24 protein-coding genes are annotated in these 26580 nt (G+C 70.9%); 13 read left to right on the forward strand and 11 right to left on the reverse strand.

Annotated features, from left to right (window positions below; translation table 11 throughout):
* Positions 1-39 precede the first annotated feature (39 nt).
* Positions 40-1032, forward strand: a complete 993-nt coding sequence (locus QF035_RS23955; RefSeq protein ID WP_307522608.1) for an aldo/keto reductase — start codon at positions 40-42, stop codon at positions 1030-1032.
* Between the two features lie 221 nt (positions 1033-1253).
* Here the strand turns inward: QF035_RS23955 and thpR are convergent, their stop codons facing one another.
* Entirely contained in the window at positions 1254-1838 is a 585-nt protein-coding gene (thpR, locus tag QF035_RS23960) for an RNA 2',3'-cyclic phosphodiesterase (protein WP_307522609.1), read from the reverse strand.
* A gap of 114 nt (positions 1839-1952) precedes the next feature.
* Here thpR and QF035_RS23965 point away from each other — a divergent pair, with 114 nt between their 5' ends.
* Positions 1953-2540, forward strand: coding sequence for a Uma2 family endonuclease (locus QF035_RS23965; protein ID WP_307522610.1), 588 nt, complete (start codon positions 1953-1955; stop codon positions 2538-2540).
* 26 nt (positions 2541-2566) lie between these two features.
* Here QF035_RS23965 and QF035_RS23970 read toward each other — a convergent pair whose 3' ends face one another.
* On the reverse strand, positions 2567-3916 hold the full coding sequence (locus tag QF035_RS23970; protein WP_307522612.1) for an MFS transporter: 1350 nt from the start codon (positions 3914-3916) through the stop codon (positions 2567-2569).
* A 51-nt stretch (positions 3917-3967) separates the two neighbouring features.
* The gene (locus QF035_RS23975) at positions 3968-4405 is read right to left on the reverse strand and encodes a MarR family winged helix-turn-helix transcriptional regulator (RefSeq protein ID WP_055616675.1); all 438 of its coding nucleotides are present in this window, start codon (positions 4403-4405) and stop codon (positions 3968-3970) included.
* A gap of 155 nt (positions 4406-4560) precedes the next feature.
* Here QF035_RS23975 and QF035_RS23980 point away from each other — a divergent pair, with 155 nt between their 5' ends.
* A complete protein-coding gene (locus QF035_RS23980; protein ID WP_055616674.1) occupies positions 4561-4743 on the forward strand; it encodes a hypothetical protein in 183 nt (60 codons plus the stop codon).
* Positions 4744-4811: 68 nt separating this feature from the next.
* On the opposite strand, the gene QF035_RS23985 is transcribed toward QF035_RS23980, so the two are convergent.
* On the reverse strand, positions 4812-6263 hold the full coding sequence (locus tag QF035_RS23985; protein ID WP_307522613.1) for an NCS2 family permease: 1452 nt from the start codon (positions 6261-6263) through the stop codon (positions 4812-4814).
* Between the two features lie 187 nt (positions 6264-6450).
* On the opposite strand from QF035_RS23985, the gene QF035_RS23990 reads away from it, so the two are divergent.
* Both QF035_RS23990 and QF035_RS23995 read left to right on the forward strand, forming a co-directional pair.
* Positions 6451-6738: a DUF2530 domain-containing protein gene (locus tag QF035_RS23990; RefSeq protein ID WP_307522614.1), complete on the forward strand. Its 288-nt coding sequence runs from the start codon at positions 6451-6453 to the stop codon at positions 6736-6738.
* A gap of 176 nt (positions 6739-6914) precedes the next feature.
* Positions 6915-9323: a cation-translocating P-type ATPase gene (locus QF035_RS23995; RefSeq protein WP_307522615.1), complete on the forward strand. Its 2409-nt coding sequence runs from the start codon at positions 6915-6917 to the stop codon at positions 9321-9323.
* 334 nt (positions 9324-9657) lie between these two features.
* Here the strand turns inward: QF035_RS23995 and QF035_RS24000 are convergent, their stop codons facing one another.
* The 4 genes from QF035_RS24000 to QF035_RS24015 form a co-directional block, all read right to left on the reverse strand.
* Entirely contained in the window at positions 9658-10587 is a 930-nt protein-coding gene (locus QF035_RS24000) for a hypothetical protein (protein WP_307522616.1), read from the reverse strand.
* A 186-nt stretch (positions 10588-10773) separates the two neighbouring features.
* Positions 10774-11553, reverse strand: coding sequence for a calcium-binding protein (locus QF035_RS24005; protein WP_307522617.1), 780 nt, complete (start codon positions 11551-11553; stop codon positions 10774-10776).
* Between the two features lie 233 nt (positions 11554-11786).
* On the reverse strand, positions 11787-14939 hold the full coding sequence (locus tag QF035_RS24010) for a sacsin N-terminal ATP-binding-like domain-containing protein (RefSeq protein WP_307522618.1): 3153 nt from the start codon (positions 14937-14939) through the stop codon (positions 11787-11789).
* 395 nt (positions 14940-15334) lie between these two features.
* Positions 15335-16258: a DUF3027 domain-containing protein gene (locus QF035_RS24015; RefSeq protein WP_269649996.1), complete on the reverse strand. Its 924-nt coding sequence runs from the start codon at positions 16256-16258 to the stop codon at positions 15335-15337.
* Positions 16259-16733: 475 nt separating this feature from the next.
* Between QF035_RS24015 and QF035_RS24020 the strand changes: the two genes are divergently transcribed.
* From QF035_RS24020 to QF035_RS24035, 4 genes are all read left to right on the forward strand, one after another.
* On the forward strand, positions 16734-18155 hold the full coding sequence (locus QF035_RS24020) for an MFS transporter (protein WP_307522619.1): 1422 nt from the start codon (positions 16734-16736) through the stop codon (positions 18153-18155).
* A gap of 196 nt (positions 18156-18351) precedes the next feature.
* Complete coding sequence (locus tag QF035_RS24025) at positions 18352-18840, forward strand: hypothetical protein (RefSeq protein ID WP_055610285.1); 489 nt, start codon at positions 18352-18354, stop codon at positions 18838-18840.
* A 19-nt stretch (positions 18841-18859) separates the two neighbouring features.
* Positions 18860-19615 carry a futalosine hydrolase gene (locus QF035_RS24030; RefSeq protein ID WP_307522620.1) on the forward strand — a complete coding sequence of 252 codons (756 nt, stop codon included), beginning with the start codon at positions 18860-18862 and terminating at the stop codon, positions 19613-19615.
* Positions 19616-19679: 64 nt separating this feature from the next.
* On the forward strand, positions 19680-20507 hold the full coding sequence (locus QF035_RS24035; RefSeq protein WP_307531376.1) for a 1,4-dihydroxy-6-naphthoate synthase: 828 nt from the start codon (positions 19680-19682) through the stop codon (positions 20505-20507).
* A gap of 135 nt (positions 20508-20642) precedes the next feature.
* Here the strand turns inward: QF035_RS24035 and QF035_RS24040 are convergent, their stop codons facing one another.
* Positions 20643-21026: a cold-shock protein gene (locus QF035_RS24040; protein WP_055610283.1), complete on the reverse strand. Its 384-nt coding sequence runs from the start codon at positions 21024-21026 to the stop codon at positions 20643-20645.
* A gap of 187 nt (positions 21027-21213) precedes the next feature.
* Between QF035_RS24040 and QF035_RS24045 the strand changes: the two genes are divergently transcribed.
* A complete protein-coding gene (locus QF035_RS24045; protein ID WP_307522621.1) occupies positions 21214-21462 on the forward strand; it encodes a hypothetical protein in 249 nt (82 codons plus the stop codon).
* Between the two features lie 62 nt (positions 21463-21524).
* Here the strand turns inward: QF035_RS24045 and QF035_RS24050 are convergent, their stop codons facing one another.
* Positions 21525-22148, reverse strand: a complete 624-nt coding sequence (locus tag QF035_RS24050) for an HAD family hydrolase (protein WP_373466709.1) — start codon at positions 22146-22148, stop codon at positions 21525-21527.
* 165 nt (positions 22149-22313) lie between these two features.
* Between QF035_RS24050 and QF035_RS24055 the strand changes: the two genes are divergently transcribed.
* From QF035_RS24055 to QF035_RS24065, 3 genes are all read left to right on the forward strand, one after another.
* Positions 22314-23306, forward strand: a complete 993-nt coding sequence (locus QF035_RS24055) for a FecCD family ABC transporter permease (RefSeq protein WP_307522623.1) — start codon at positions 22314-22316, stop codon at positions 23304-23306.
* Between the two features lie 86 nt (positions 23307-23392).
* Positions 23393-24418, forward strand: a complete 1026-nt coding sequence (locus QF035_RS24060) for a FecCD family ABC transporter permease (protein ID WP_307531378.1) — start codon at positions 23393-23395, stop codon at positions 24416-24418.
* Between the two features lie 34 nt (positions 24419-24452).
* The gene (locus QF035_RS24065) at positions 24453-25319 is read left to right on the forward strand and encodes an ABC transporter ATP-binding protein (protein ID WP_307522624.1); all 867 of its coding nucleotides are present in this window, start codon (positions 24453-24455) and stop codon (positions 25317-25319) included.
* Here the strand turns inward: QF035_RS24065 and QF035_RS24070 are convergent.
* Positions 25312-26310: a hypothetical protein gene (locus tag QF035_RS24070; protein WP_307522625.1), complete on the reverse strand. Its 999-nt coding sequence runs from the start codon at positions 26308-26310 to the stop codon at positions 25312-25314. The two genes, QF035_RS24065 and QF035_RS24070, sit on opposite strands and share 8 nt — an antisense overlap.
* Positions 26311-26580 lie beyond the last annotated feature (270 nt).

Raw genomic sequence — 26580 nt, forward strand, 5'->3', positions numbered from 1 at the left:
TGTTGCCTAGAGCGCACTCCACGCCGTTGGCTATGAGCCATGAAGTACACGCAGCTGGGACGCACAGGACTCAAGGTCAGCCGACTCGTGCTCGGGACCATGAACTTCGGTCCGCAGACCGACGAGGCCGACAGTCACGCGATCATGGACGCGGCGCTGGACGCGGGGATCAACTACTTCGACACCGCCAACGTGTACGGCTGGGGCGAGAACAAGGGCCGTACCGAAGAGATCATCGGCAACTGGTTCGCCAAGGGTGGCGAGCGGCGCGACAAGGTCGTGCTCGCCACCAAGGTGTACGGGAACATGGCCGCCGACGGCGACGCCTGGCCCAACCACGACAAGCTCTCCGCGGTCAATATCCGCCGGGCCGTCGACGCCAGCCTCAAGCGGCTCCAGACCGACTACATCGACGTCTACCAGTTCCACCACGTCGACCGCCGCACTCCCTTCGAGGAGATCTGGCAGGCCATCGACGTACTCGTGCAGCAGGGCAAGATCCTCTACGTCGGGTCCTCCAACTTCCCCGGCTACAAGATCGCCCAGGCCAACGAGATCGCCGCCAGGCGCGGCGGCACCATCGGCCTCGTCAGCGAGCAGTGCCTCTACAACCTCGCCGAGCGCCGCGCCGAGATGGAGGTCATTCCGGCCGCGCAGGAGTACGGGCTCGGCGTCATCCCGTGGTCCCCGCTGCACGGCGGCCTGCTCGGCGGTGTCATCAAGAAGGAGGTCGAGGGCGGACGCCGGGCGAGCGGCCGGGCCGCCGACGCCCTCGCCAACACCGCCATCCGCGCGCAGATCCAGTCGTACGAGGACCTGCTCGACAAGCACGGCATCGAGCCCGGCGAGGCCGCCCTGGCCTGGCTCCTCACCCGCCCCGGCGTCACCGGCCCGATCGTCGGCCCCCGCACGGCCGGGCAACTGGACTCCGCCCTCAGGGCCGTCGAGCTGGAACTGAGCGAAGACCTACTGACCGGCCTCGACGAGATCTTCCCGGGCCCGGGCCCTTCTCCGGAGGCCTTCGCCTGGTAGCACCGGGCAAGGGAAGCGCCCTATAGGGGCGCGGGGAACTGCGCGACCAGCCACAACGGGCCCGCAGCCGCACAACCCGCCGGAGCACAACCGCGGTGGCGGCCGGTCACCTACCGACGGCCGCCGCCATCGCCACCACAACAAACATCAGCACAAGAACACCGGCCATGATCCGGTTACGCGTCTTCGGGTCCACGCCACCGAGCCTAACCGCCCCTCCCTCAGCCACCCCCGGCGAGGGGTCCGCCGAGGGCCCACCGCCCGTACACCTCGTACCGCGGCTGCTCCCCCGGCACCCCCGAGGCGGGCAGCCGGCTCCGCATCAGGCAGAGATCGGCGACCGTCCACCCCCGCCCCTCGAACCCGCCCAGCAAGGAAACGTACGGAGCGAAGTCCGTCTCCTCCCGGCTCCGCGCCAGTGTGAGGTGCGGCCGGTACCGCCGGTGCTCCTCCCGCTCCACCCCGGCCTTCCGCCCCGCCGCCCCCGCCCGCTCGGCGAGCAGCCGCAACGTACGTACGTCCCCCGCGGCGCCCGCCCACAACGCGCGACCCCCGAAACGGCCGCCGCCCCGCAGGGACAGCGGGAAGGGGTCCGTCCGCCGCGCCGCGCGTTCCAGGCGGGCCGACAGATCCGGTACGAGCTCCTCGTCGACCTCTCCGTAGAACGCGAGCGTGAAGTGCCAGCCGGGCCGGCCCGTCCAGCGCAGCCCGTGGCCGGCCCCGGGCAGGTTCCTCAACTCGTCGACCACCGAGGAGAGTTCGACGGTCACGTTCTCCGGGGGCAGCACGGCGGCGAAGAGTCTCATGGCGTCAGTCTCCCCGCCGCGTGCTGTCGAGTCCGCGCGTGTCCTGGTCACCGTGCGTATCGTTGTACTGCGCGGCTGCGCTCGAACGAGTCGTAGCCGGGGAGGAGCGCCACGATGACCGTCCTTGAAGACAGGATCGAGATGGCCGAGATCGGCGGCGAACTCACGCTCGACGCGATGTTCGAGTGGCTGGAGAAGATGCCCGTCCCCGAGGGATACAAGGTTGAGATCGTCGGGGGGAACATTTTCATGTCGCCGCAGCGCCACACGCACTGGCGGATCATCTTCAAAATCCTCAAGCAACTGGGCGCCCGGTACCCGGACGAGTGCCTGGCGTCCGACGTTCGCATCGACTTTCCCGGGCACCTCAACGGGTTCGCGGCCGACGTGGCCGCCCTCGCGGAGGGCTTCGAGCCGGACGACAAGGGCCGCCTGCGGTATCAGGACGTCGAGTTCGTCGCCGAGGTGATCTCCAAGGGCACCGCCCGGAAGGACTACGAGCCGAAGAAGGCCGCGTACGCCGCCGCCGAGGTGCCGGTGTACCTGATCGTGGACCCGTACACCGGCCGCTGGCACCTGCACACGCAGCCGAAGGACGGCGAGTACCAAGGCAGGACCAGCTTCGGCTTCGGCGACGAGGTCGACCTGACCGGGACGCCCGTCGATCTCGTCCTCAAGACCGACGAGTTCCCCCGCGACTGAGCCGAGGCTCCGGCCTGCGCGAAGGCCTACGCGGCAGTCGCCAGCGCCCGTTCCCGCGGGACGAAGCGGACCTGCGGGTGGCCGTGGTGCCAGCCCACCGACAGGCGCAGTCCGCCCACGCGGGCCAGGGCCAGGCCGACGGTGACCGCGGCCAGGGCAGAGACGACTCCGCCGACGGCGAAGCCGACCCGGGGACCGTAGGCGTCCGTGATCCAGCCGACGACGGGCGCCCCCAGTGGCGTACCGCCCATGAAGACCATCATGAACAGGGCCATGACGCGGCCGCGCATGGCCGGGTCGGTGCCCATCTGGACCGCGGTGTTCGCCGTGACGTTGACGGTCAGGCCGGCGATCCCGATCGGGACCATGAGGAGGGCGAACAGCCAGTAGGACGGTGCCAGGGCGGCCACGATCTCCAGGACACCGAAGGCGACGGCGGCCGCGACCAGCACGCGCGCCCGGGCCGTGCCACGACGGGCGGCGAGAAGCGCGCCCGCGAGCGACCCCACGGCCATCAGCGTGTTGAAGAGGCTGTACGCGCCCGCGCCGGCGTGGAAGACGTCGTCCGCGTAGGCCGAGAGCCAGACCGGGAAGTTGAAGCCGAAGGTCCCGATGAAGCCGACGAGGATGATCGGCCACATCAGGTCGGGGCGTCCTGCGACATAGCGCAGGCCCTCGCGGAGCTGGCCCTTGCCGCGCGGGGTGCGCTCGACCTGGTTCAGCTCGCGGGAGCGCATCAGGAGCAGACCGGCGATGGGCGCGACGAACGACAGCCCGTTGAGCAGGAACGCCCAGCCCGTGCCCACGCTCGTGATCAGCACACCCGCGACGGCGGGGCCGACCAGGCGGGCGGACTGGAAGTTGGCGGAGTTGAGGCTGACCGCGTTCTGCAGCTGGTCGGGGCCGACCATCTCGGAGACGAAGGACTGCCGGGCCGGGTTGTCGATCACCGTGGCGAGGCCGACGGCGAAGGCGGCGACGTAGACGTGCCAGACCTGGACATGGCCGGAGATGGTGAGGAAGGCGAGCGCGAGGCCCGTGAGACCCATGGCGGTCTGGGTGGCCAGCAGCGTCGGGCGCTTCGGGAGGCGGTCCACGAGGACACCGCCGTAGAGACCGAAGAGCAGCATCGGCAGGAACTGCAGGGCCGTGGTGATACCGACGGCGGCGGAGGAGCCGGTGAGGCTCAGCACCAGCCAGTCCTGGGCGATTCGCTGCATCCAGGTGCCGGTGTTGGAGACGACCTGGCCGGTGAAGAACAGCCGGTAGTTCCTGATCTTCAGCGAGCTGAACATCGAGGAGCGGGGCTTGGGAGCGGACGGGGAGTTGTGGGCGGCAGGTGCGGGGGCGGAGTCTGCTCCGGGTCCCGTACTCAACGGCGTTCGCCTCCTTGGACGGGGGTGGGTTCGGTGTGCGGGTGCGCGCGGTTACAGATGTGCGAGCTTCTCCAGGACGGGGGCGGCCTCGCGGAGCTTCGCCCAGTCGTCCTCGTCGAGGCCGTCGACCAGTCCGGCCAGCCACGCGTTCCGCTTGCGGCGGCTCTCGTCGAGCATGGCCTCGGCCCGCTCGGTCTGCGTGACGACCTTCTGGCGCCGGTCCTCGGGGTGCGGCTCCAGCTTGACCAGGCCCTTGGCTTCGAGGAGCGCCACGATGCGGGTCATCGAGGGCGGCTGCACATGCTCCTTGCGGGCGAGCTCGCCCGGGGTGGCCGTACCGCAGCGGGCGAGGGTGCCGAGCACCGACATCTCGGTCGGGCTCAGCGACTCGTCGACCCGCTGGTGCTTGAGTCGACGTGACAGGCGCATCACGGCGGATCGCAGGGAGTTCACGGCGGCAACGTCGTCGCCATGGGTCAGGTCAGGCATGTTCCTTAGAGTAACTCATTACTCTCGCTAAAGACCACCCGAGTGCACGCCTGATGCCCGTGAATCGGGCCACTGACGCTTTTCATCACTCATATGAGTGAGACCGCTCCGGAAAGTGACCCGACGGGCGCCCGGATACGGCAACCCTCGACCGCATGGGGACCAGTGTGCTCAGCCTGCGGATAGACGGGGAGCTGCTCGATCGGCTCCGGCACCATGCGGCCAAACGGGGAATGAGCGTCCAGGACTACGTCGTCCGGACGCTCGTACGCGACGACTTCGACGAGCGGTTCCAGACCGCGGTCGAGGAGACGGAAAAGTTCTACGGGGTCACGTGAGCCCGGGAGCCCGAATGCTCTGCGGGGTCACGTGAGCCCAAGGCGGATCGGGGCTCGGATCTCAGATCTCAGGTCAGGCCCAGCGCCGGCATCAGGTAGTAGAAGACGAACACCGCCGACACCACGTACATCGCGACCGGTACGTCCCGCCCGCGCCCGGCCGCCAGCCGCAGCACGACGAACGTGATGAAGCCCATGCCGATGCCGTTCGTGATCGAGTACGTGAACGGCATCATCAGCATCGTCACGAACGCCGGGATCGCGATGGTGTGGTCGTTCCAGTCGATCTGGCGGATCGAGCCGGACATGATCAGGAAGCCGACCGCGAGCAGCGCGGGCGTGGCGGCCTGCGACGGGACCATCGCGGCGACGGGGGTCAGGAACAGCGCGGCACCGAATAGCGCGCCGGTGACGACGTTCGCGAAACCGGTGCGCGCGCCCTCGCCGACGCCAGCCGTGGACTCCACGAAGCAGGTGGTGGCGGAGGACGAGGTGGCGCCGCCCGCGGCGACCGCGATGCCGTCGACGAAGAGCACCTTGTTGATGCCCGGCATGTTGCCGTCCTTGTCGGTCAGCTTCGCCTCGTCGCCGATGCCCATGATCGTGCCCATCGCGTCGAAGAAGCACGACAGCAGCACGGTGAAGACGAACAGCACACCGGTCAGTACGCCGACCTTGCCGAAGCCGCCGAAGAGGCTGACCTGCCCGACGAGCCCGAAGTCGGGGCCGGCCACCGGGCTGCCGGGCCACTTCGGAGTGGTCAGACCCCAGGAGGGCACCGTGGCGACGGCGTTGATGACGAGCGCGACGACGGTCATGGCGACGATCGAGATCAGGATCGCGCCCGGCACCTTGCGCACGATGAGCGCGAGCGTGAGGAGCGTGCCGAGCACGAAGACCAGGACGGGCCAGCCGTCGAGGTGACCGGTCCCGCCGAGCTGCAGCGGCACGGTCGTCCGGGCGGCGTCCGGGATGCGCGAGACGAAGCCCGAGTCGACCAGGCCGATCAGCATGATGAACAGGCCGATACCGATCGCGATGCCCTTGCGCAGACCGAGCGGCACGGCGTTCATCACGCGCTCACGCAGACCGGTGGCGACGAGCAGCATCACCACGAACCCCGCGAGCACCACCATGCCCATGGCGTCCGGCCAGGACATCCGGGGCGCGAGCTGGAGCGCGACGACCGTGTTCACGCCGAGACCGGCGGCGAGCGCGATCGGTACGTTGCCGATGACGCCCATCAGGAGCGTGGTGAACGCAGCCGTCAGCGCGGTCGCGGTGACCAGCTGGCCGTTGTCCAGCTGGTGTCCGTACATGTCCTTCGCGCTGCCCAGGATGATCGGGTTCAGCACGATGATGTAGGCCATCGCGAAGAAGGTGGCGAAACCGCCACGGATCTCGCGCGACAGCGTGCTGCCGCGCTCCGAGATCCGGAAATAGCGGTCGAGCGCGCCGGAGCCGGACCGGGGGTCCGGCTGCTTGGGCGCGGAGGCCTTGGCGGGGGCCGAGGTGGGCATGCGGGGACCTCATCGCCGGCGAACATCCCCGATGTCCATGTGGCGTTTCGTGATTTGGCGTTTCATACGAACGGAAGTGGCCAGAAGCAAACAGTTTCAGTATGAACATACGTCACGGAGAGCGCTATCTCCGCGCGTAGACATGACCGCCCGCGCATGGTCCTGATCACCTCGTAAGCTGTCCCCCATGGCAGGGTTTTTTTCGGGATCCCCGAAACACGAGGCACCGGAGCCCCTGGAGGGTCCCGTGGTCGCCACCGTCGTCGGTGGCACGATCCTCTGGTTCGTCCTCTTCCTGGCACAGCTCCCCTTCTACAACTGGTTCGACGACCACGGACACCTGTGGTGGCTCTGGACCTGCCTGGCCGGCGCGGGCCTCGGCCTGATCGGCATCTGGTACGTCAGGGGCCGCGAAGCGGCGATCAAGAGGGACGAGGCGGCACAGGAGCCACCCTCGGACGCCCCGCCCCTTTAGGGGCGCGGGGAACTGCGCGACCAACCCCCACTGCCCCGCAGACGAACAACCGCACCCCCGCGGAACTCACCGCGGAGCGCCCCGTACAACCGCGGTACCACCCCGGGTCCTCCCCTGGTCGGATCTTTGCCGCACTCGGCGGGTGAAGCCGTATATCCCCCCGTACCGTCGGATGCATGACGCACATCGACGCGGGCGCCGAACTCGACCCTGTGCATCCCCACCCCGTACCCGCCCCCGCGCCGAGGGCGGTGGGCCTCACCGCGGCCGAGGTCGCCGAGCGGGTGGCGCGGGGCGAGGTCAACGACGTACCCGTGCGCAGCAGTCGCTCCACGGCCGACATCGTCCGGGCGAACGTCTTCACCCGGTTCAACGCGATCATCGGTGTGCTCTGGCTGATCATGATGTTCGTCGCGCCGTTCCAGGACAGCCTGTTCGGCTATGTGATCCTCGCGAACACCGGGATCGGCATCATCCAGGAGCTGCGCGCGAAGAAGACCCTGGACTCGCTGGCGGTGATCGGCGAGGCGCGGCCGACCGTCCGCAGGGACGGGGTCGCCGCCGAGGTCGGCACCTCCGAGATCGTGCTCGGGGATCTGATCGAGATCGGGCCGGGCGACAAGATCGTCGTGGACGGCGAGTGCGTCGAGGCCGACGGGCTGGAGATCGACGAGTCGCTGCTCACGGGTGAGGCGGACCCGGTCGTCAAACAGCCCGGCGACCAGGTGATGTCGGGCAGCTTCGTGGTGGCGGGCGGCGGCGCGTTCACCGCGACGAAGGTGGGGCGCGAGGCGTATGCGGTGCAGCTCGCCGAGGAGGCGAGCCGCTTCACGCTCGTCCACTCCGAGCTGCGGACCGGTATCTCCACGATCCTCAAGTACGTGACGTGGATGATGATCCCGGCCGCGATCGGCCTGGCCATCACCCAACTCGTCGTCAAGAACGACGACTTCAAGGACTCGATCGCCCGCGCCGTCGGCGGGATCGTGCCCATGGTCCCGGAGGGGCTGGTCCTCCTCACCTCCGTCGCCTTCGCGATCGGGGTGATCCGGCTTGGCCGGAAACAGTGCCTCGTCCAGGAACTCCCGGCCATCGAGGGCCTCGCCCGCGTCGACACGGTCTGCCTCGACAAGACGGGCACGCTGACCGAGGGCGGCATGGACGTCACCGAGCTGCGCTCCCTCAACGGCAGCGACGAGTCGTACGTACGTAAAGTGCTGGGCGCCCTCGGCGAGTCCGACCCGCGGCCGAACGCCTCGCTCCAGGCCATCATCGACGCCTACCCGGACCAGAAGGACTGGCGCTGCGTCCAGGCGCTGCCCTTCTCCTCCGCGCGCAAGTACAGCGGGGCGTCCTTCACGGAGGGCGACGGCGAGTCGAGTACGTGGCTGCTGGGTGCCCCGGATGTGCTGCTGCCGTCCGAGGACCCGGCCCTCGCCGAGACCGAGCAGCTCAACGAGCAGGGGCTGCGGGTGCTGCTGCTGGCCCGGGCCGACAAGGACCTCGACGATCCGCTGGTCCAGGAGGGCGCACGGCCGACCGCGCTCGTCGTCCTGGAGCAGCGGCTGCGGCCCGACGCGGCGGACACCCTGCGGTACTTCGAGGAGCAGGACGTACGGGCCAAGGTGATCTCCGGCGACAACGCGGTGTCGGTCGGCGCGGTCGCCGCCAAGCTCGGGCTGTCCGGCGCCTCCGCCACGGTCGACGCGCGGCGGCTGCCCACCGAGAAGGAGGAGATGGCCAGGGCGCTGGACGAGGGGACGGTGTTCGGGCGCGTCACGCCGCAGCAGAAGCGGGACATGGTGGGCGCCCTCCAGTCGCACGGCCACACCGTCGCGATGACCGGCGACGGCGTCAACGACGTGCTCGCCCTGAAGGACGCCGACATCGGGGTCGCGATGGGGTCCGGGTCGGAGGCCACGCGGGCCGTCGCCCAGATCGTGCTGCTGAACAACAGCTTCGCGACCCTGCCGTCCGTGGTCGCCGAGGGGCGACGGGTCATCGGGAACATCACTCGGGTGGCGACGCTGTTCCTCGTGAAGACGGTGTACTCGGTGCTGCTCGCGGTGATGGTGGTGTGCTCGCAGGTGGAGTACCCCTTCCTGCCACGGCACTTGACCCTGCTGTCGACGCTGACGATCGGTGTGCCGGCGTTCTTCCTGGCCCTGGCGCCCAACAAGGAGCGGGCTCGGCCCCACTTCGTGCGGCGGGTGATGCGGTACTCGATTCCTGGCGGGGTTGTCGCGGCGGTCGCCACGTTCGCCACGTATCTGATTGCCCGTCACTACTACACGGGGGAAGGGGCGTTGGACGCGGAGACCAGTGCGGCGACGTTGACCTTGTTCCTGATCGCGATGTGGGTGCTGGCGATCATCGCGCGGCCGTACACGTGGTGGCGGGTGGGGCTCGTTGCCGCGATGGGGCTCGGGTTCGTGATCGTGCTCGTCGTGCCGTGGCTCCAGGAGTTCTTCGCGCTGAAGCTGGTCGGGACGACCATGCCGTGGACTGCCGTCGGCATTGCGGTGGTGGCTTCGGCCGCGTTGGAGTTCGTGTGGAAGTGGGTGGACCGCCGCTTTCCCGCGTAGGGGGTGGCGGATCGGTCGGTTTGCGGGGTGCGGGTGAGTGGGGGCTGGTCGCGCAGTTCCCCGCGCCCCCAAAAAGCGGGGCTGCGCCCCTGGCTTTTTGTCTTCAGGGGCGCGGGGAACTGCGCGAGCAACCCCCACCGGCCCGCGGTGAACCCACCACACCAGCCCCCACCCACCCAGGGGCGCGGGGAACTGCGCAATCTTTTAGGGGCGCGGGGAACTGCGCGACCAGCCCCCACCGGCCCGCACCCACCCCACACCACCCCCACGCCCCTCAAACGCCACTGGCCCCACACCCGTCAGGGCGTGGGGCCAGTGGCGGCAAGCGGGAAGGCTAGTTCACGTCGACGAAGTCGCCCGCGGCCTTGACGGCCGGAGTGGTGGTCGTACCCGCGAAGTTGTAGCGGAAGTAACCGTCGGCGGCAGCCTTGACGGTGGTCTTCAGGGCACCGGCCGAACCGGACTTGACCGTCTTGACGTCCACGTAGGTGGACGTGCCCTTCTTCTTGAACTGGAGCTTCACCGACTGGACGGTGTAACCCGCGTACTTGTTGGTCTCCCAGTTGGCCCGCGTCAGGTTGCCCTTGACCGTGATGGTCTTGCCCTTCTTCACGGGCTCGGGCGACGCGTTGACGGTCAGCTTGGAGAACCGCTGGACCTTGGTCGTACCGGCCTTGGCGATCTCGGCGTAACCGACCTTGGTGATGTCGAAGTCCTCGGCGGACGGGTCCTGGCCGTTGAAGGCGACGGCGTAGGCGTTGGCGTTCCACGTACCGGCGTCGGAGTTGAGCAGCTCCCCCTCACCCGGACGGACGTCGATCGTGCCCTTGCAGGACGCCACGGTGGTGGAGACCGGCGTGCAGGTCGGGTAGAGGTCACCGAACAGGTAGTTGTCCGGCGAGTCGTAGGAACCGCGGTAGATCTCCAGGTCGAAGACGAAGTCCTCGGCGGCGATGTCGACGTCGGCGGCGTGCGTCAGCGTGAACGTCGTCGGGACGGTGACCTGCTTGCTGGTGCCGGCGACGATCGCCTTGCCGCCGTTGACCTTCACGTTCGAGAAGCTCGCGTCGAGGGCGTACGGCGCGTCGGCCTCGGCGGCGGCGATACGGGCGCCGCTCTTGCCGGAGGCGGCGTGGGCGGAGTCGAGCACCTTCGCGACGTCCGCGCGCGAGATGGCGGAGTCGTCGGCCTGTGCGGCCGGAACGACGAAGGCGGAGAGAGCCAGGGCGCCGGTGACGGCGGCCACGGTGGCACGTATGCGCATGCGTTCCCCTGATGGAGAAAGGGCCCCGGACGGCATTCGTCCTCACGTCGGGGCCGAAGTGATCAAGAGTCTGTTGACCCGAGTGATCAGATGCGTGACGGGGGTGAATGGTTGTACGCGAGGTGAATCTTTTGCGTACACGTGACCAAGGTCATCATCACCACCCACCCCGACACACCCGAGGGTCTACTGCACGTCGATGAGGTCACCCGCGGCCGCGACCGCCGGAGTCGTCGTCGTACCCGCGAAGTTGTAGCGGTAGTAGCCGTCGACCGAGGCCGTGACCGTGGTCTTCAGGGCACCGGCCGAACCGGACCTGACCGACTTGACGTCCTTGTAGGTCGTCGTGCCCTTCTTCTTGAACTGGAGCTTCACGGACTGGGTGGTGTAGCCCGCGTACCTGCCCGTGTCCCAGTTGGCACGGGTCAGGTTGCCCTTGACCGTGATGGTCTTGCCCTTCTTCACGGGCTCCGGGGAGGCGTTGACGGTCAGCTTGGAGGCTCGCTTGACGCTGAACCCCTTGGCGTTCTCCTTCTTGACGTAGTCGGCGTCGACGCCCGCGGCGAGCGCCCAGACCTTCCAGCCGCCGGCCACCGAGTTGATCAGGTTGGCGCCGGACTCGAGGGTGAAGCTCGACTTGCAGGTCGAGGTCGTGGCGTTCACCTCGGTGCAGGTGGCCCGGAGGTCGCTGCTGTTGGCGACGGCGCCGCTGTCGGACGACTCGACGTCCGAGCCGTGGTACAGGATCGCCTGGGCCCAGTCGATGCCCGAGTCGTCCGTGGCGGTGAAGGAGACCGTGATGGTCTTCTTCCCGGTCGCGCCGCCGACGACGTCCTTGCCGCCGTTGACCACGACGTTCGAGATCTTGGTGTCGCCCGCGGTGGCGTCGGCCTGGGCGGCCGGTACGGCGAGGACGGACAGGGCCAGGGCACCGGTGACGACGCCCAGGGTGGCACGTATACGCATGCGTTCCCCACGTGGAGAGGGACCTCACGGCGAAGCCATGTCACGCGAGGTCCGGTCATTGAGACTGCGGAGCCCGAGGGCTCGCGGTGATCAGATCCACGAAGGGAACGAATGGTTGTACGAGTTGTGAACTTCTGGTGCCTATGTTGCCCAGATCACACCAGTGGCCCCAGGCGCCCCTGCCGAACCTCCGGGCCGGAGCCCGTCTGCCGAACCTCCGGCGCCGGATCCCCTCAGTCGAACCAGCGGTCCCGTGCCAGTTCCTCCGTCCTGGACGGGTCCTCCAGCAGCGCGCCGACCTCGAAGCGGCGCGGCCACTGGCCGGCCGCCCAGGCGAGGCCCGCGGCGACGCCCTCCACGGTGGAGGCGTGCAGTACGCCGTCGCGGGTGCGGCGCCAGTCGAGTTCGGTCTCGTCGACGAAGAGTTCCTCGTGCTCGACGTACGTCGTGGGGGTCGAGGGGCCCAGCAGGACCCGTACGGACTCCGGGACGTCGTGTTCGACGCCCTCGCTCGTGACCTCGCCGGTCACGGACTCGCTCAGCCGCCGCACCTGGAACAGCTCGGCGAGGTCCGCGGCGCGGGACGGGCGGACCGGGAGCAGCGGGGTGCCGGCGGTGAAGGGCAGCAGGTCGGGCGAGTCGACGACCACGGCGTCGGCCGCGTCCACGACCGTCACCCGGCCGTCCACCACCGCCCGCAACTCGTCGGGCAGGGTGACCTGTTCGGGGTCGAGGTCGGCCAACGCGCTGTAGAGGGCGTGCAGTTGGGACGAGGTGACCTCGCGGTCGGGGTCGGCGAGGCGGTCGAGGAGCTCGGCGGCGCCGCCCGGTTCGGCGAGGAGGGCGGCGACGGAGGTGCGGACGCCGAGGGCGCGCAGGACCTGCTCGTCGTTGAAGCCTGTGGCGTCGGCGGCGTCGTACAGGCCGTGCAGGAGCGGGTCGCCGCCCTCGGCGCGCAGGCCGGCCGGGCGGCGGCCGTCGAGGACCGGGTTCCCGCGCAGCCACCAGGCGGTGTACGGGCGGACGATCTCGTGCGTCCCGTCGGGCAGCAGGATGCGGACCGGCTGGGTGAGGGCGTCCCGCAGCGGCGGGCGGGAGAGCAGGGCGAGGGCCTCGGGCCAGCGGTCCTCGTCCACCAGGTCGAGGTCCCGTACGGCGACGAGTTCCGTGGCGACGGGCGGCACCGGCGAGTCGGGCAGCCGGTCCAGCACGTCCTCGCACCACACGTCCACGGCGTCGAGGAGCCCCGCGTCGTCGGGTTCGGCGAACTCCCCTTCCCGCGGCTCCAGTTCGTCGGGGTCGAGAACGACGTCCGTGGCGCGTACGAGGGTGAAGTTGGCCAGCACCCCGCAGGCGGCGAGCGGCTGTTCGCCCCAGCGCTCGGCCAACTCGGCGTCCACGGAGGCTAGTTCGTCCTCGCGCATCACCTGGGCGAACGGGCTGCCGGGGAGGACGAGTTCACCGGCCGGGGCGAGTTCGCCCTCCTCGTCGGGGAGGGCGAGGGCGCCGAGCCAGGGTTCGTCGCCGGGTTCGAGGCCCGCGTCGCGGACGAGCGCGAGGACGGTGTCGGCCAGCTCCTCGGCGTCCGGGGCGTCCTCGTCCCAGGCGCCGCCGTCGTCGTCGAGGGAGGCGGCGACGGCCGCGCGGACCTGCGGGGTGGTGAGGACGGCTCGCGGGGTGGCGGGCAGGGCGCCCAGCTTCTCCAGGAGCGGATGGGCGGCGTCCGGGTGGGCGACCTTGAGGCCGAGGCGGGCGAGGCGCACCAGGGCCTCCGGAGCGGCCCGCTCACCGTCCGCGGCGGGCAGCAGGACCTGCCGGGGCCCGATCGTCGTACGCCCGTCCGCGAGCGGCACCGGGAGCCCGGTCAGCCGGTCCGGGTCGACACCGGCGAGGCTGTCGTAGAGCCGCCGCCACCACTCGGGGTCCTTCTCCAGTCCGGCCAGCCGGTCGATCGCCTCGGTCAGCGGCACCCGCGCGACGCCCAACGTCCGCAGCTCCGCCCGCCGTTCGAGCCCTGCGGGCAGCAGACTCGGCAGCACCTCGGCGAGGACCTGCACGGTTTCGGCGCCCGCCCCCTCCACCACCTCGGCGTCGCGGGGCCGCAGAGCCTCAGGGAGACCGGAGTCGTCGTCCTCGTCGTCCTCTCCGGTCGGCTCGACCGCGGGCGGCAGGAAGGCGGTACGCGGCAGCCGGTCGAGGATCGCCTGGCGCAGGGTCCCGTCGAGCTCGCCCTTGCCGAGCGAGCCCGGTACGAGGCCGATGATCCCGGTGGTCACCGGCCGCCAGTCGGCCAGCAGTCCGGCGTACGCGTCCGCCGCGCGCTGCATCAGGAAGTCGGTCAGCGGGCCGGGGGCGGCGTGCCGGCGGGTGGTGTCGAGCGGGAGCGAGGCGATGAGCAGCGCGGGCACGCCGAGGGGTTCGTCGCTGGGCGTGGGCGCGTGCACGACGGGGCTGGTGCGGGGCTTGGCCGGGGTGCCGTCGGCGTCGACCGGGACGGCCCAGGTGACCGACCAGTGGGGGCGCAGCCGCTCCTCGACGGGCCGGTCGGCGAGCAGCGCGGGCTCCAGGGCGCCGTGCGCGGAGACGGTACGCCAGCGGGTCGTACCGTCACGGGAGTCCTCGACGACCACATCGCCGCTCTCCGCGTCGGCGCGGCGCCGGATGGTCCGTACACTCCCGTCCCCCGCCTCGACGACGACTTCCGCGAGCCCGGGCAGGGCCAGCAGCAGCGCGTCGTCGACACCGCCGAGGAGCCGCTCGGCGAGATCCTCGGCCGCCGCGTCCCGCAGCGGCAGGATCACGACGCTGTCGTACGAGTCCGGGGCGGTGCCCTCGGCCGCGAACGGCAGCCGGAGCAGCGGCACATGGCCGTCTCGGCGCCGCAGTTCGTCGCCTAGCCCGGGGCTGTGGCGGGCGATGTCGGTGGCCAGCTCGCGAGCCTCGACGAGAGACCAGCGGACACCTCCGTGCCGCCCCACGAGGGCCGGTTCGTCGGTCACGGCGAGCACGGCCGCGAAGCCGACGCCGAAGCGGCCGACCGCGCTGTCGTTGTCGTCCCGCTTGGCGGAGGCTCGCAGCGTGGAAAGGGACTCGACGCCCGTCGCGTCCAGCGGGGCGCCGGTGTTGGCGGCGACGAGGACGCCGTCGCGGAGGGTGAGCCTCAGCCTGCCCGGCACTCCGGCCCGGGCGGCGGCGTCGGCGGCGTTCTGCGCGAGCTCGACCACCAGCCGGTCCCGGTATCCGCCGAGGACCAGGTCCTCCTCGGCGTTGGCGTCCTCGCGGAACCGCGCCGGGCTCGTCGCCCAGGCGTCCAGCACCCCGCGCCGGAGCCGCGCCGTCCCGAACGGATCCGCGCCCTCGGCAGCCGGCCGCACGAACTTGCTCACGGTTACTCTCCTTACGTCGTACGGCCGCACGCGGTGGCTCGGTCGCGGCACGAAGGTACCGCGCGGGTCCCTTGCAGGGGGCTCGGCGGGTGGGGTGGGTAGTCGGGTGCGGGTGGGTGGGGGTTGCTCGCGCAGTTCCCCGCGCCCCTGGGTGAGTGGGGGTTCGGCGTGGTGTGTTGGGTGCGGGTTCATTTGGGCTGAGCGCGCAGTTCCCCGCGCCCCTGAAAACGGGGCTGCGCCCCTGGCTTTTGTCTTTAGGGGCGCGGGGAACTGCGCGAGCAACCCCCACCGGCCCGCGGAGAATCCACCACACCAGCCACCCATCCCCCCAGGGGCGCGGGGAACTGCGCGACAAGCCACAGGCAACCCGCACTCAACAGCGAGCCGGCGGCAGCCTAGGAGTGGCCGAACTCCGCCGTGGACTCGTCCGGACCGACGGACACGGACCCCGAGTCCGGCGACGGACGCAGGGGGAACGGGTCCACCCGGGTCTCATCGATCACCGGCGGCGCAGGCCGCGGCGGTTTGGGCATGACCGCGGCCTCCGAGTGCCCACCACACCCGTACGACAGCGACACCACACGCCCGTCCGCCGGCGAGAACTCATTCGCGCACAGACCGAACGCCTGCCCGAGCGAGCCCCCGATGGGATTCAGGAAGCCACAGCTGACGCACGTGGCGGGGGCGGCCTGGGCCATCGCAGTCTTGGGCCCGTACGACTCCTCCCAGCGGTCGGCCGCGACATGCAGCCCGTACCGCGAGAGCACCCGCGCCCGCCGCATCCCGAGCTCCTCGGCGACGGAGGCGATCGACCCACGGGTCGGTACGGCCGGCAGCGCGGCCGGCGTTCCGGCCGTGACCTCGGCGTCCTCCGCCTCCACGAGCTCGGCCATCTCCTCGGAGATCGGCGAGTTCGGCGCGGGCTCGTCCTCGCCGGAGAACCCCGCCTCCAGGCGCAGATCCTCCGCGTCCGTGGGCAGGAGGTCCCCCGGACCCATGTCCCCGGGCCGCAGCCGCTCGCTCCACGGCACCCACTCGGGGGCCTGCAGCGCGTCCGGTCCCGGCAGCAGAACCGTCTCGTCGAGGGTGACGAGCTTCGCCCGCGAGGCCCGGGCCACGGTCACGGCCCAGCGCCACCCGCGATAGCCCAGGTCCTTGCACTCGAAGAAGTGCGTGACGACGCGATCCCCTTCGCTGACCATCCCCGCGTGCTCCCCGACGACGCCGGGCACGGCGGCCTCCTCGGCGGCGGCCCGGGCGAGGTCGACGGCCTCGGCGCACAGACGGTCGGGGGTTCGGCTTCGCGTTGTCGCGCTCACAGGTATCGCTTCTCTCCTACGCCGTCTCACGAGTGCGCCGTCCCTCGACGGGGGTGCGGACGGAGCGGACCGGAGGGCCGCGTCGACGTCCGCGCCCGATCGCACTCGGGCGCACCTACGTCATCCATTCTGCGGGATGGCCGAGAGGCGCGCGGCCGAGAACAACCGCCGCGGGCGCGCTACGCACGCTACCGTCTCGTCGGCGCTTGGCCTACACCGCGGTCTCTTCGCCGCTCCTCGGCGTGGCCTTTGCGGGCTCCGCGATGGGCGCTTTGCCCGCTCCTCGATGAACGGCTCCGTCCACTTGACAGGCGGTTCTTCGCCTCTCCGTGGCCAATTCTCGCCCGTCCGCCCTTCCGGAGCAGCTTCACAATCCCCGAAACCCGCCGCTCAGCGGCGAACTCACAGCGTCCACTCAGCCCCTATACGCGCGGTAACCGCGCTACATGCGCCGTTCTCGGGGCACTATTGCGGAGTGGCAGCCGCGAGGTCGCCCCATGGTGCCACCGGGATCGGTGGGGCCGGGGCGGGACGAACGAGCGGATCGGGCCCGGTTCGCGGGGCCGTCCGTTCCGTCGGGCGTGCCCTGCACCTGCCGTTCACGGGGACGGCCAGGGGCATCAGAAAGGCGACACACGCGCACGGCGCGGGCGAGTCGGGCCTCGGCAAGCTGATCGAACTGCACGGCGTGAACGGCGCCGGCGACATGATGATCACCGTCGCGCTCGCCTCCACGGTCTTCTTCTCGGTACCGACGGACGAGGCCCGCGGCCGCGTGGCGCTCTACCTCGCGATCACGATGGCCCCCTTCGCACTCCTCGCCCCGGTCATCGGGCCGCTCCTGGACCGCCTCCCGCACGGCCGCCGCGCCGCGATGGCGGGCGCGTTCATCGCCCGCGCGTTCATGGCCCTGCTGCTGTCGAGCGCGGTCGTCACGGGCAGCATCGAGCTCTACCCGGCGGCCCTCGGCGTCCTGGTGGCGTCGAAGGCGTACGGCGTGGTCAGAAGCGCTGTGGTGCCCCGGCTCCTGCCACCCGCGTTCTCCCTGGTGAAGGCGAACTCACGGGTCACGCTGGGCGGCCTCCTCGCCACCGGTGTGGCCGCCCCGATCGGAGCCGGACTGCAGGCGCTCGGGCCGCGCTATCCGCTCTACGGCGCCTTCGTGATCTTCGTGGCGGGTACGTTCCTGTCGTTCCAGCTCCCGCACAAGGTCGACTCGGCCAAGGGCGAGGACAAGGCCCTGCTCGCCGCGGACGAGCAGCACCTGCACGGGCCGCACCTGAAACCGCCGAAGCGCCCGGGGCTGCGTACGGTCGGCACGGCGGTCACGCACGCACTCGCCGCGAACGCTGCGCTGCGCTGTCTCTCCGGGTTCCTGATCTTCTTCCTCGCGTTCCTGCTGCGCGAGCATCCGCTGGCCGGTGCGAGCGCGGCGGTCTCGCTGGGGATAGTGGGTGTCTCGGCGGGCGCGGGCAACGCGCTCGGCACGGCGGTCGGCGCGGCGCTGAGAACCCGGTCCCCGGAGCTGATCATCGTGACGGTGATCGCGGTGGTGCTGGGGGTCGCGATCACGGCCGCGGTGTTCTTCGGGGTGATCCTCGTCGCGATACTGGCCGCGTTCGCCGGGTTCGCGCAGGCGCTGTCCAAGCTGTCGCTGGACGCACTGATCCAGCGGGACGTGCCGGAACTGGTCCGGACGTCCGCGTTCGCCCGCTCGGAGACGCTGTTGCAGATGGCGTGGGTGGTCGGTGGAGCGGTCGGGATCGCGCTCCCGCTCAACGGCACGCTCGGGTTGTCCGTGGCCGCCGGGATCGTCGCCGCCGGCTGGCTCACGACGGTGCGGGGGCTGCTGACCGCGGCCCGCAGCGGGGGGCGGCAGCACGCGCGGGTAGCGTGAGCCGGGCTGCGGACAACGGCCTTTTTTCGCCCCCGCCGCCCCTGCCCATTCCCATCCCTTACTCAGGGGCTCCGCCCCCGAACCCCCGCTCCTCAAACGCCGGAGGGGCTGAATACTGCTCGACACTTCGAGCGCGGCGCGCCGCGTACCCCACCCGCGTAGGTGGGGCGCCGGACCCGCCCGATAGCCTTCGGGCATGAGCTCCCAGCGTCCCCTCGCGCGCCGTCGCCGCGCCGTCGCCGCCGCAGGCGCCGTTTCCGCCGGACTTCTCGTCCTGTCCGCCTGTGACAAGCCGACGCCGATGGCCACCGTCACGATCGGCAACGACTCGGTCAGCACCGAGGCCGAGTGCTACAAGGACGGCGACAACATCGGCCGCGCGGAAGCCGCCAAGTGCGCCCTCAAGAAGGCCTCCGACACCATCAGCGTCCCGCAGGGCGAGACGCTGCGGATCGGTGTCGACCCGGAGATCGCCGACGAGGGCTGGGCCCTGTGGATCAACGGTCAGCGCGTCACCGACCCGTTCAAGAAGACGTACTACTCCTTCGAGGGCGTCGACCTCTTCGCGAGCCAGCAGGGCCAGCCCGCGCCGAAGACGCTGAACATCAGCATCGTCCAGCAGAACAAGGCCGACTCGAAGTTCGCGGGCGTATGGAACTTCAAGCTCGAGAACGCCGACGCTTGAGCCGCCTGATCCGCCGCGCATGCGTGTCCTCGTAGCCACCGCGGTCCTCGTCGAACGGGACGCGGTGGCCGCGGCGTTCGCGCCATCGACGGCCCGGGAGTACGCGATTCCGGGGGCGACCCTGAGCCGGGTGGCACCCCCGCAGGGCGGCCCCGCCGTCTTCGATCTGCTCGCCGCGGGCGTGGGCCCGGCGGCCGCCGCCGCGGCGACCGCGGCCGCGCTCACCGCGGCCGCCCTGGACGAACAGAGCGATGAACAGTCCTCCGGGCCGTACGACCTGGTCGTCTCCGCCGGTATCGGGGGCGGCTTCCAGCCCGAGGCACCCGTCGGGTCGCTCGTCCTCGCCGACGAGATCACCGCGGCGGATCTCGGCGCCGAGACCCCGGCCGGATTCGTCCCGGTCACCGAACTGGGCTTCGGGGCCGTCACCCACCGTCCGCCGGAATCACTCGTACGAGCGGTCGCGGCCGTCACCGGAGCGCGTACCGGTGCCGTTCTCACCGTCAACACCGTGACCGGAAGCGCCGCACGCGCCGCCGAACTGCGCCGGCGCCATCCACGGGCGCTCGCCGAGGCGATGGAGGGGTTCGGGGTCGCGGAGGCGGCCGCCGCGCACGGTGTGCCCGTGCTGGAGCTCCGTGCCGTGTCCAACCCCGTCGGGCCCCGCGACCGTGCCGCCTGGCGGATCGGGGACGCCCTCGCGGCACTCACCGGGGCCTTCGGGAAGCTCGCGCCCGCATTGGAGAGTTGGAATCCACATGACCGCACTCAATGAGAACGAGACCGAGACCGACCCCGGTACTCGTGCCGGTACCGGCACCGGTGCCGAGCCGCTGAAGATCGCGTACTCACCCTGCCCGAACGACACCTTCGTCTTCGACGCGTGGGCCCATGGCCGCGTCCCGGGCGCGCCCGCGCTGGACGTGACCTTCGCGGACATCGACATCACCAACGGCATGGCGGAACGCGGCGAGTTCGACGTCCTGAAGGTGTCGTACGCCGTCCTGCCGTACGTCCTGGACGAGTGGGCCCTGCTGCCCTGTGGGGGCGCGCTGGGGCGGGGCTGCGGGCCGCTGGTGCTGACCCGTGAGCCCGGTGTGGACCTCACCGGCCGCACGGTCGCCGTGCCGAGCGAGAGGTCGACCGCGTACCTGCTGTTCCGCCTGTGGACCGCGGACGTCGTGCCCGGCGGGGTCGGCGAGATCGTCGTCATGCCGTTCCACGAGATCATGCCGGCGGTCCGGGACGGCAAGGTCGACGCGGGGCTCGTGATCCACGAGGCCCGCTTCACGTACCAGAACTACGGGCTGCACAAGCTCGCGGACATGGGTGAGCACTGGGAGTCGACGACGGGGCTGCCGATCCCGCTCGGCGCGATCATCGCCAAGCGGGCGCTGGGCGACGACACGTTGCGGCTGCTCGCCGAGTCCGCCCGTACGTCGGTGCGGGCCGCCTGGGACGATCCCGAGGCGTCTCGGGCGTACGTCATGGAGCACGCCCAGGAGATGAACGTCTCCGTTGCGAACCAGCACATCGGGCTGTACGTCAACGAGTTCACGGCCGACCTCGGTGAGGACGGGTACGCGGCGGTTCGGGGGCTGTTGACTCGGGCGGCGGCCGAGGGGTTGGTGCCGGCTCTTGCGCCGGACGCGCTTTCGTTTCCCTGAACCAGGGTGATGGGGTGGCCCGGTCCGGATTGTGGGTGCGGGCCGGTGAGGGCTGGTCGCGCCCACGCGGCGGAGCCGCAAATGTCTGCAGCCCCGCGCCCCTGAAAGGGGCGCGGGGAACTGCGGTGCAGGTTCCTAGACGTCCAGTTGGTCCGCCACCGCGCGGAGCAGGCCTGCGATCTTCGCACCGGAGGCCTTGTCGGGGTAGCGGCCCCTTTCCAGCATGGGCGTGATGTTTTCGAGGAGGGTCGTCAAGTCCTGCACGATGGACGCCAGTTCGTCCGGCTTACGGCGCTGCGCGGCCGCGACGGACGGGGTGGGGTCCAGGATCGTCACCGAAAGCGCCTGGTCACCGCGCTGTCCGGCGACCACGCCGAACTCCACGCGCTGACCCGGCTTGAGAACATCGACTCCGGCGGGCAGGACCGAGGAATGAACGAAGACGTCGCCGCCGTCGTCGCGGGAGAGAAAGCCGAAGCCCTTCTCACTGTTGAACCACTTGACCTTGCCGGTAGGCACGTCTGTCCTCGTCCTCGTACTCGTCGGGAAACTGCGTCTGAAAACTGCGGCCGAAACTGCTCGGGAAACGGGTCCGTATAGCACTACAGCGGGTCGTCGGACCCGCCGGTACCAAGGCTAATGGTCCGGCGGCTGCTGACAAGACGTCGCCGGATTGTTCCTCCGCGCAGGGAACTACCCTGGTCGGGTGCGTGACAAAACCCAAACGAATTCCGCCACGGCCGGAGACGGACTGATCCGTGCCGGGGCCATCGTGTTCTTCGTCGGTGCCTTGGCCACACTGGTCACCGTTGCCCCACTGTTGCTGGGTACGACGCCCTTTCCTACGTACATGTTCGGGTTGAGCATGTTGATGGGGGTTGGATTCCTCATCGCGGGGGCGGGGGTGTTCCAGTCGATTGCCAGTGGGCGTCGGCGGGCGCGTGAGGGTTCCTGAACCTCGTGGTCGTTCGTCGGCCGCGAGGCCGGTGGGGGCTGTTCGCGCAGTTCCCCGCGCCCCTAAAGGGGCGCCTCCGTGTACCCGGCCAGCCAACTCGGGAACTCCATCAGGTCCTTGAGCACCACGTCCGCGCCCGCCTCCCGTAGTTCCTCCGCGTCGCACGGGCCCGTGGCCACCGCCACGGACAGGGCGTTCGCGGTGCGGGCGCCTCGTACGTCGCCAGTGTGGTCGCCGACGTAGATGCCCGCGTCGTACTCGCGCAGGGCCTCCGCCTTGCCTTCGGCCCACAGGCCGCCGATGACGGCGTCGGGCTCGATGCCGAGGTGGCTGAGATGCAGCTTGGCATTCGGCTCGTACTTTGCGGTGACGACGACGGCCCGGCCGCCCGCTTCCCGTACCGCCGCTATGGCCTCGCGGGCGCCGGCCATCGCGGGCGTCGGGGCGATGGCGTGTGTGGGGTACATCTCCCGGTAGATGTCCGCCACGGCCTCGACCTGCTCGGCCGGGAACCAGTTCACCAGCTCCTCCGCGAGCGGCGGCCCGAGCCTCGTGATGGTCAGATCGGCATCGATGTACGTCCCCGTCCGCACGGAAAGTGCCTGGTAGCAGGCGTGGATACCGGGCCGGGAGTCAATGAGGGTCATGTCGAGATCGAAGCCGACGGTCAGCACACGAGAAGTCATATGGACCATTGTGCCCAGCCATCGTGCCCCGTAAGGGGCGCGGGGAACTGCGCGACCAGCCCCCACCCACCCGCACCCGACGAACGCCCCCGACCGCCACATAGACTCAGCCAAGCCTTACCAAACCAGTCAGCCATCAGCCACGCACTCCCGGAGCCCCCGCCCATGCAAGCCAGACGCGCCGCCGCCCTCGCGGCAGCCGTCATCGCGCTACTGCTGGCAATCCTGTTCAGCCTGGCCGTCGGCGCCCGCGCCATCCCCCCGTCCGCGGTCCTGGACGCACTCCTGAACGGCGGCCACAGCGACGCCGCCGAAGTCGTACGCGGCCTCCGGGTCCCCCGCACCGCCATCGGCCTCATGGTCGGCGCGGGACTCGCGCTCGCCGGCACGGTCCTCCAGGGCATCACCCGCAACCCCATCGCCGACCCCGGCATCCTCGGCATCAGCCAGGGCGCCTCGGTCGGAGTCGTCCTCGCCATCGCGTTCGCGGGGATCCACACGCTCACGGGGTATGTGTGGTTCGCCTTCGCGGGCGCGGCCATCGCGTCGGTCGCGGTGTACGCGATCGCGTCGAGCGGACGGGGCGGCGCGACGCCGGTGAAGCTCGCGCTGGGCGGCGCCGCGATCAACGCGCTGCTCGTGTCGGTCACCACGGCCGTGCTCACCACCAAGGCCTCCGCACTGGACGAGTTCCGCTTCTGGCAGGTGGGCTCGCTGGCCGGGCGGGACGCGGAAATCGTCGGGCAGGTGTGGCCGTTCCTGCTGGTCGGGGCCGTGCTCGTGCTGTCGGTCGCCCGTGGGCTCGACGCGCTCGCGCTCGGCGAGGACGTCGCCCAGGGGCTGGGGCAGCGGGTCGCGACGGTACGGATCGTCGGCGGGCTCGGGGCCACCGTCCTGACCGGCGTCGGAGTCGCTGCGGCCGGGCCCCTCGCCTTCATCGGGCTTGCCGTTCCGCACATCGCCCGCGCGATCGTGGGGCCCGCCCACCGGTGGGTGCTGCCACTCGCCGCGCTCCTCGGCCCGACGATGCTGCTCGTCTCGGACACCGTGGCCCGGGTGCTGTTCCCGCCGAGCGAGGTTCCGGCGGGTGTGATGACGGCGCTGATCGGGGTGCCGTTCCTGGTCGGGCTCGTCCGCAGGAAGGCGGTACCGGCGTGACGACGGCCTCGACGACCCCGACGCCCCCCACGGCCAAGGCCTCCACGGCCGGAAGACCCACCACCACCGCCTCCGCCGGATACTCCGTGCTCCGCGCCCGGCGGGCCACCTTCCTGCTGCACCGGCGGGCGGTCGCCGTGGGCGCGGGCCTCGCCGTGCTGCTCGCGGCGGCCTGTCTCGCGTACCTCTGTGTCGGCGAGAGCTTCGTCGCGCCCGGTGAGGTGCTGAAGGTCCTGACGGGGCGGCCGTCGGCGGACGAGCTGGTGGTCGGGACACTGCGGGCGCCCCGACTGGTGGTCGGGCTGCTCGTCGGGGCGGCCTTCGGGGTCGCGGGCGGGCTGATCCAGACCGTCGCCCGCAATCCGCTCGCCAGCCCGGACATCATCGGGATCAGCCAGGGCGCGAGCGCGCTGACGGTGGGCGCGATGACGTTCGGGGTGACGTCGTACACGGTCCTGCCGTATCTGTCCGTGGTCGGCGGGCTGCTGGCCGCCGCGCTCGTGTACGTCTTCGCCTGGCGCGGCGGGCTGCACGCGACGCGGTTCGTGCTCATCGGGATCGGGTTCGCGATCGCGCTGCGCTCGGTGACCACGCTCTTCATGACGAAGGGCGACTATCTGGTCGCGCAGCAGGCGCAGATCTGGATGACGGGCTCGCTGAACGGCCGTGGCTGGGCGGAGGCCGCGCCTCTCGGCTGGACGCTGCTGGTCCTCGTACCGGCCGTCGCGTGGGCGGCCCGGGCGCAGCGGACGGTCGGTCTGGACGACGACACGGCGACGGCGCTCGGTGTGCGGCTGAACCGGGTGCGGCTGGGGCTCGTGGTCCTCGGGGTCGTCCTGGCGTCGGTGGCGACCGGGGCGGCGGGGCCCGTCGACTTCGTGGCGCTGCTGGCTCCGCAGATCGCCCGGCGGATGACCCGGACCGCGCAGATCCCGCTCGTGTGCTCGGCGTTGCTGGGTGCCGTCATCGTCGTACTGGCCGATCTGCTGGGGCGGAAGCTGTTCTCGCCGACCGAGGTGCCGGTCGGGGTGTTCACGGCGGCCGTGGGGGCGCCCTATCTGATCTGGCTCATCGTCCGGAGCCGTACCGTCCGTTCTGGGGTCAAGGCGTGAGGCAGGGCATGGCAAAGGGCAGGAGGGGCAGGGCATGAGCAGGCTGTCTGCGCGTGAGCTGACGCTCGCGTACGAGGACCGCACCGTGGTGCGAGAGCTGGATCTCGCGATCCCGGACGGGCGGGTGACCGTCATCGTCGGGCCCAACGCGTGCGGCAAGTCGACCACTTTGCGTGCGCTCGGGCGGCTGCTGAAGCCGAAGGGCGGGGCCGTGCTCCTGGACGGGACCTCGCTCGCCAAGCTGCCCACCAAGCGGATCGCGCAGCAGATCGGGCTGCTGCCGCAGACGCCGGTCGCCCCCGAGGCGATCACCGTCGCGGACCTCGTCTCGCGTGGCCGGCAGCCGCACCAGAGCTGGTGGCAGCAGTGGTCGGAGGCGGACGAGCGGGCCGTGACGGAGGCGATGGAGCGTACGGACGTGGCCTCGCTGGCCGAGCGGCCCGTGGACGAGCTGTCGGGCGGGCAGCGGCAGCGGGTCTGGATCGCTATGGCGCTCGCGCAGGAGACCGAACTGCTGCTCCTGGACGAGCCGACGACCTACCTCGACATCGCGCACCAGGTGGAAGTCCTGGACCTGGTACGGCAGTTGAACCATGACCGAGGCCGCACGGCCGTGGTCGTCCTGCACGACCTCAACCAGGCCGCCCGCTACGCCGACCACCTCGTCGCGATGAAGGAGGGGCAGATCGTCGCCTCCGGGACGCCGTCGGAGATCGTCACGGCCGGTCTCGTACGGGAGGTCTTCGGGCTGGAGTGCGTGGTCGTGCCGGATCCGGTGACCGGGTCGCCGCTGGTGGTACCCGGCGCCCCGTGGCGGGGCGGCGATGCCCGTGTCCCGGCCCAGGAAGGCCGGAAAGCCCCGGAAGGCCAGGAGGACACAGCCGCTTCCGGCACTACCTAGGGCGCTGCGACCGCCACACCAGGTACAGCGCCGAGGCGATGGCGGCGCCGCGCAGGACCCAGGGCCAGGTCTCGGCGACCGCGTCGTTCATGTGGCCGTCCGCGATGGGTGTGCCCCAGCGGCCACCCGTACGGCCCCAGAGCCAGACGATGCCCGCGGTGGCGACCAGGCCGGGGACGCCGAGGACGGCCCACTTCGACTCGGTGGGGCTGAGGCGGCGCGAGAGGTAGGCGATGAGCCAGCCGAGGCCGAGCATGACGAGGTTGCCGATGGCGGCGCCCGCGACGAGCAGGGCTGCGGCGAGCAGCAGCAGGGGGTTCGTCCAGCCGCCGCCGACGGGGCGCAGCCGGGGGACGAAACGGCGGGTCCTCTTCCCGGTCGCCGTGTCCGCCTCGGCCGCCTCGACGGGCGCCGCGGGTACGACGGGCGCCGCGGGCTTCGGTTCCGGCTCGTCCGCCTCGCGGGGCGGCGGCTTGAGCAGTTCGGGGATCTCGATGCCGCCCGTGAACCCGGGCACGCTGTCCACCGAGCCGAACGGGCTGCTCTCCACCCGCCACCAGTCGGGCTGCCCGGACCCGAGTTCCTCCGTGCTCGCGAGGTGCGGCGGGGAGGGCGCGGAGTCGGCTGTCGCGGGAACGTCCGGCTCGGCGGGACGCGGGCGGGGGACGACCCGGCGCAGGCGCTTGGCCCGCGGCTCGGGTTCCTGGGCGCGCTGGGTCGGGACGGCCGCGCGGGGCTCGGCCGGGCCCTCGCCCCCGCCGGTATCGGCGTTCGCGGCGGCGACGACCGACTCGGGGGTGCCGAGCCGTTCGAGGATGCGGCGGACCGCGGCCGGACTGTCGACGGTCGCCTTGGCCCGGCGCCGGTCGATCTCGTTGCGCAGCTCCGAGACCAGGCGCATGCGGATGCCCGAAGGCAGCTGCCGTTGCTGGGCCACGTCTCCGACACGGCTCAGATACTCGTAGACGACCTGGTCGCTCTCGATACCCACGAAGTCCCCTCCGGGGCGGGTGCGTCGAATACCCCGTGGGACGACGTTAGCGCAGGGGGATGGGCACGGACGCGGGTCAGGTCGGCTCGCACACGCGTCGAGGGCGAGGTCCGCCCTCGGAACCCTCAATCCCCCGGATCACACAATTCCCTTGACCGGCCGAGCAGTTGACCGGGAGGCCAGGGTGACCAGTGCGGGTGGAGTGTCGCCCGGGGTGGCGTGATCCTCCTGACGATGTTCGTTCCGTGGCCGTCCGGGAAGCGTTCCGTC

It is taken from the genome of Streptomyces umbrinus (assembly GCF_030817415.1).
Lineage (GTDB): Bacteria > Actinomycetota > Actinomycetes > Streptomycetales > Streptomycetaceae > Streptomyces > Streptomyces umbrinus_A.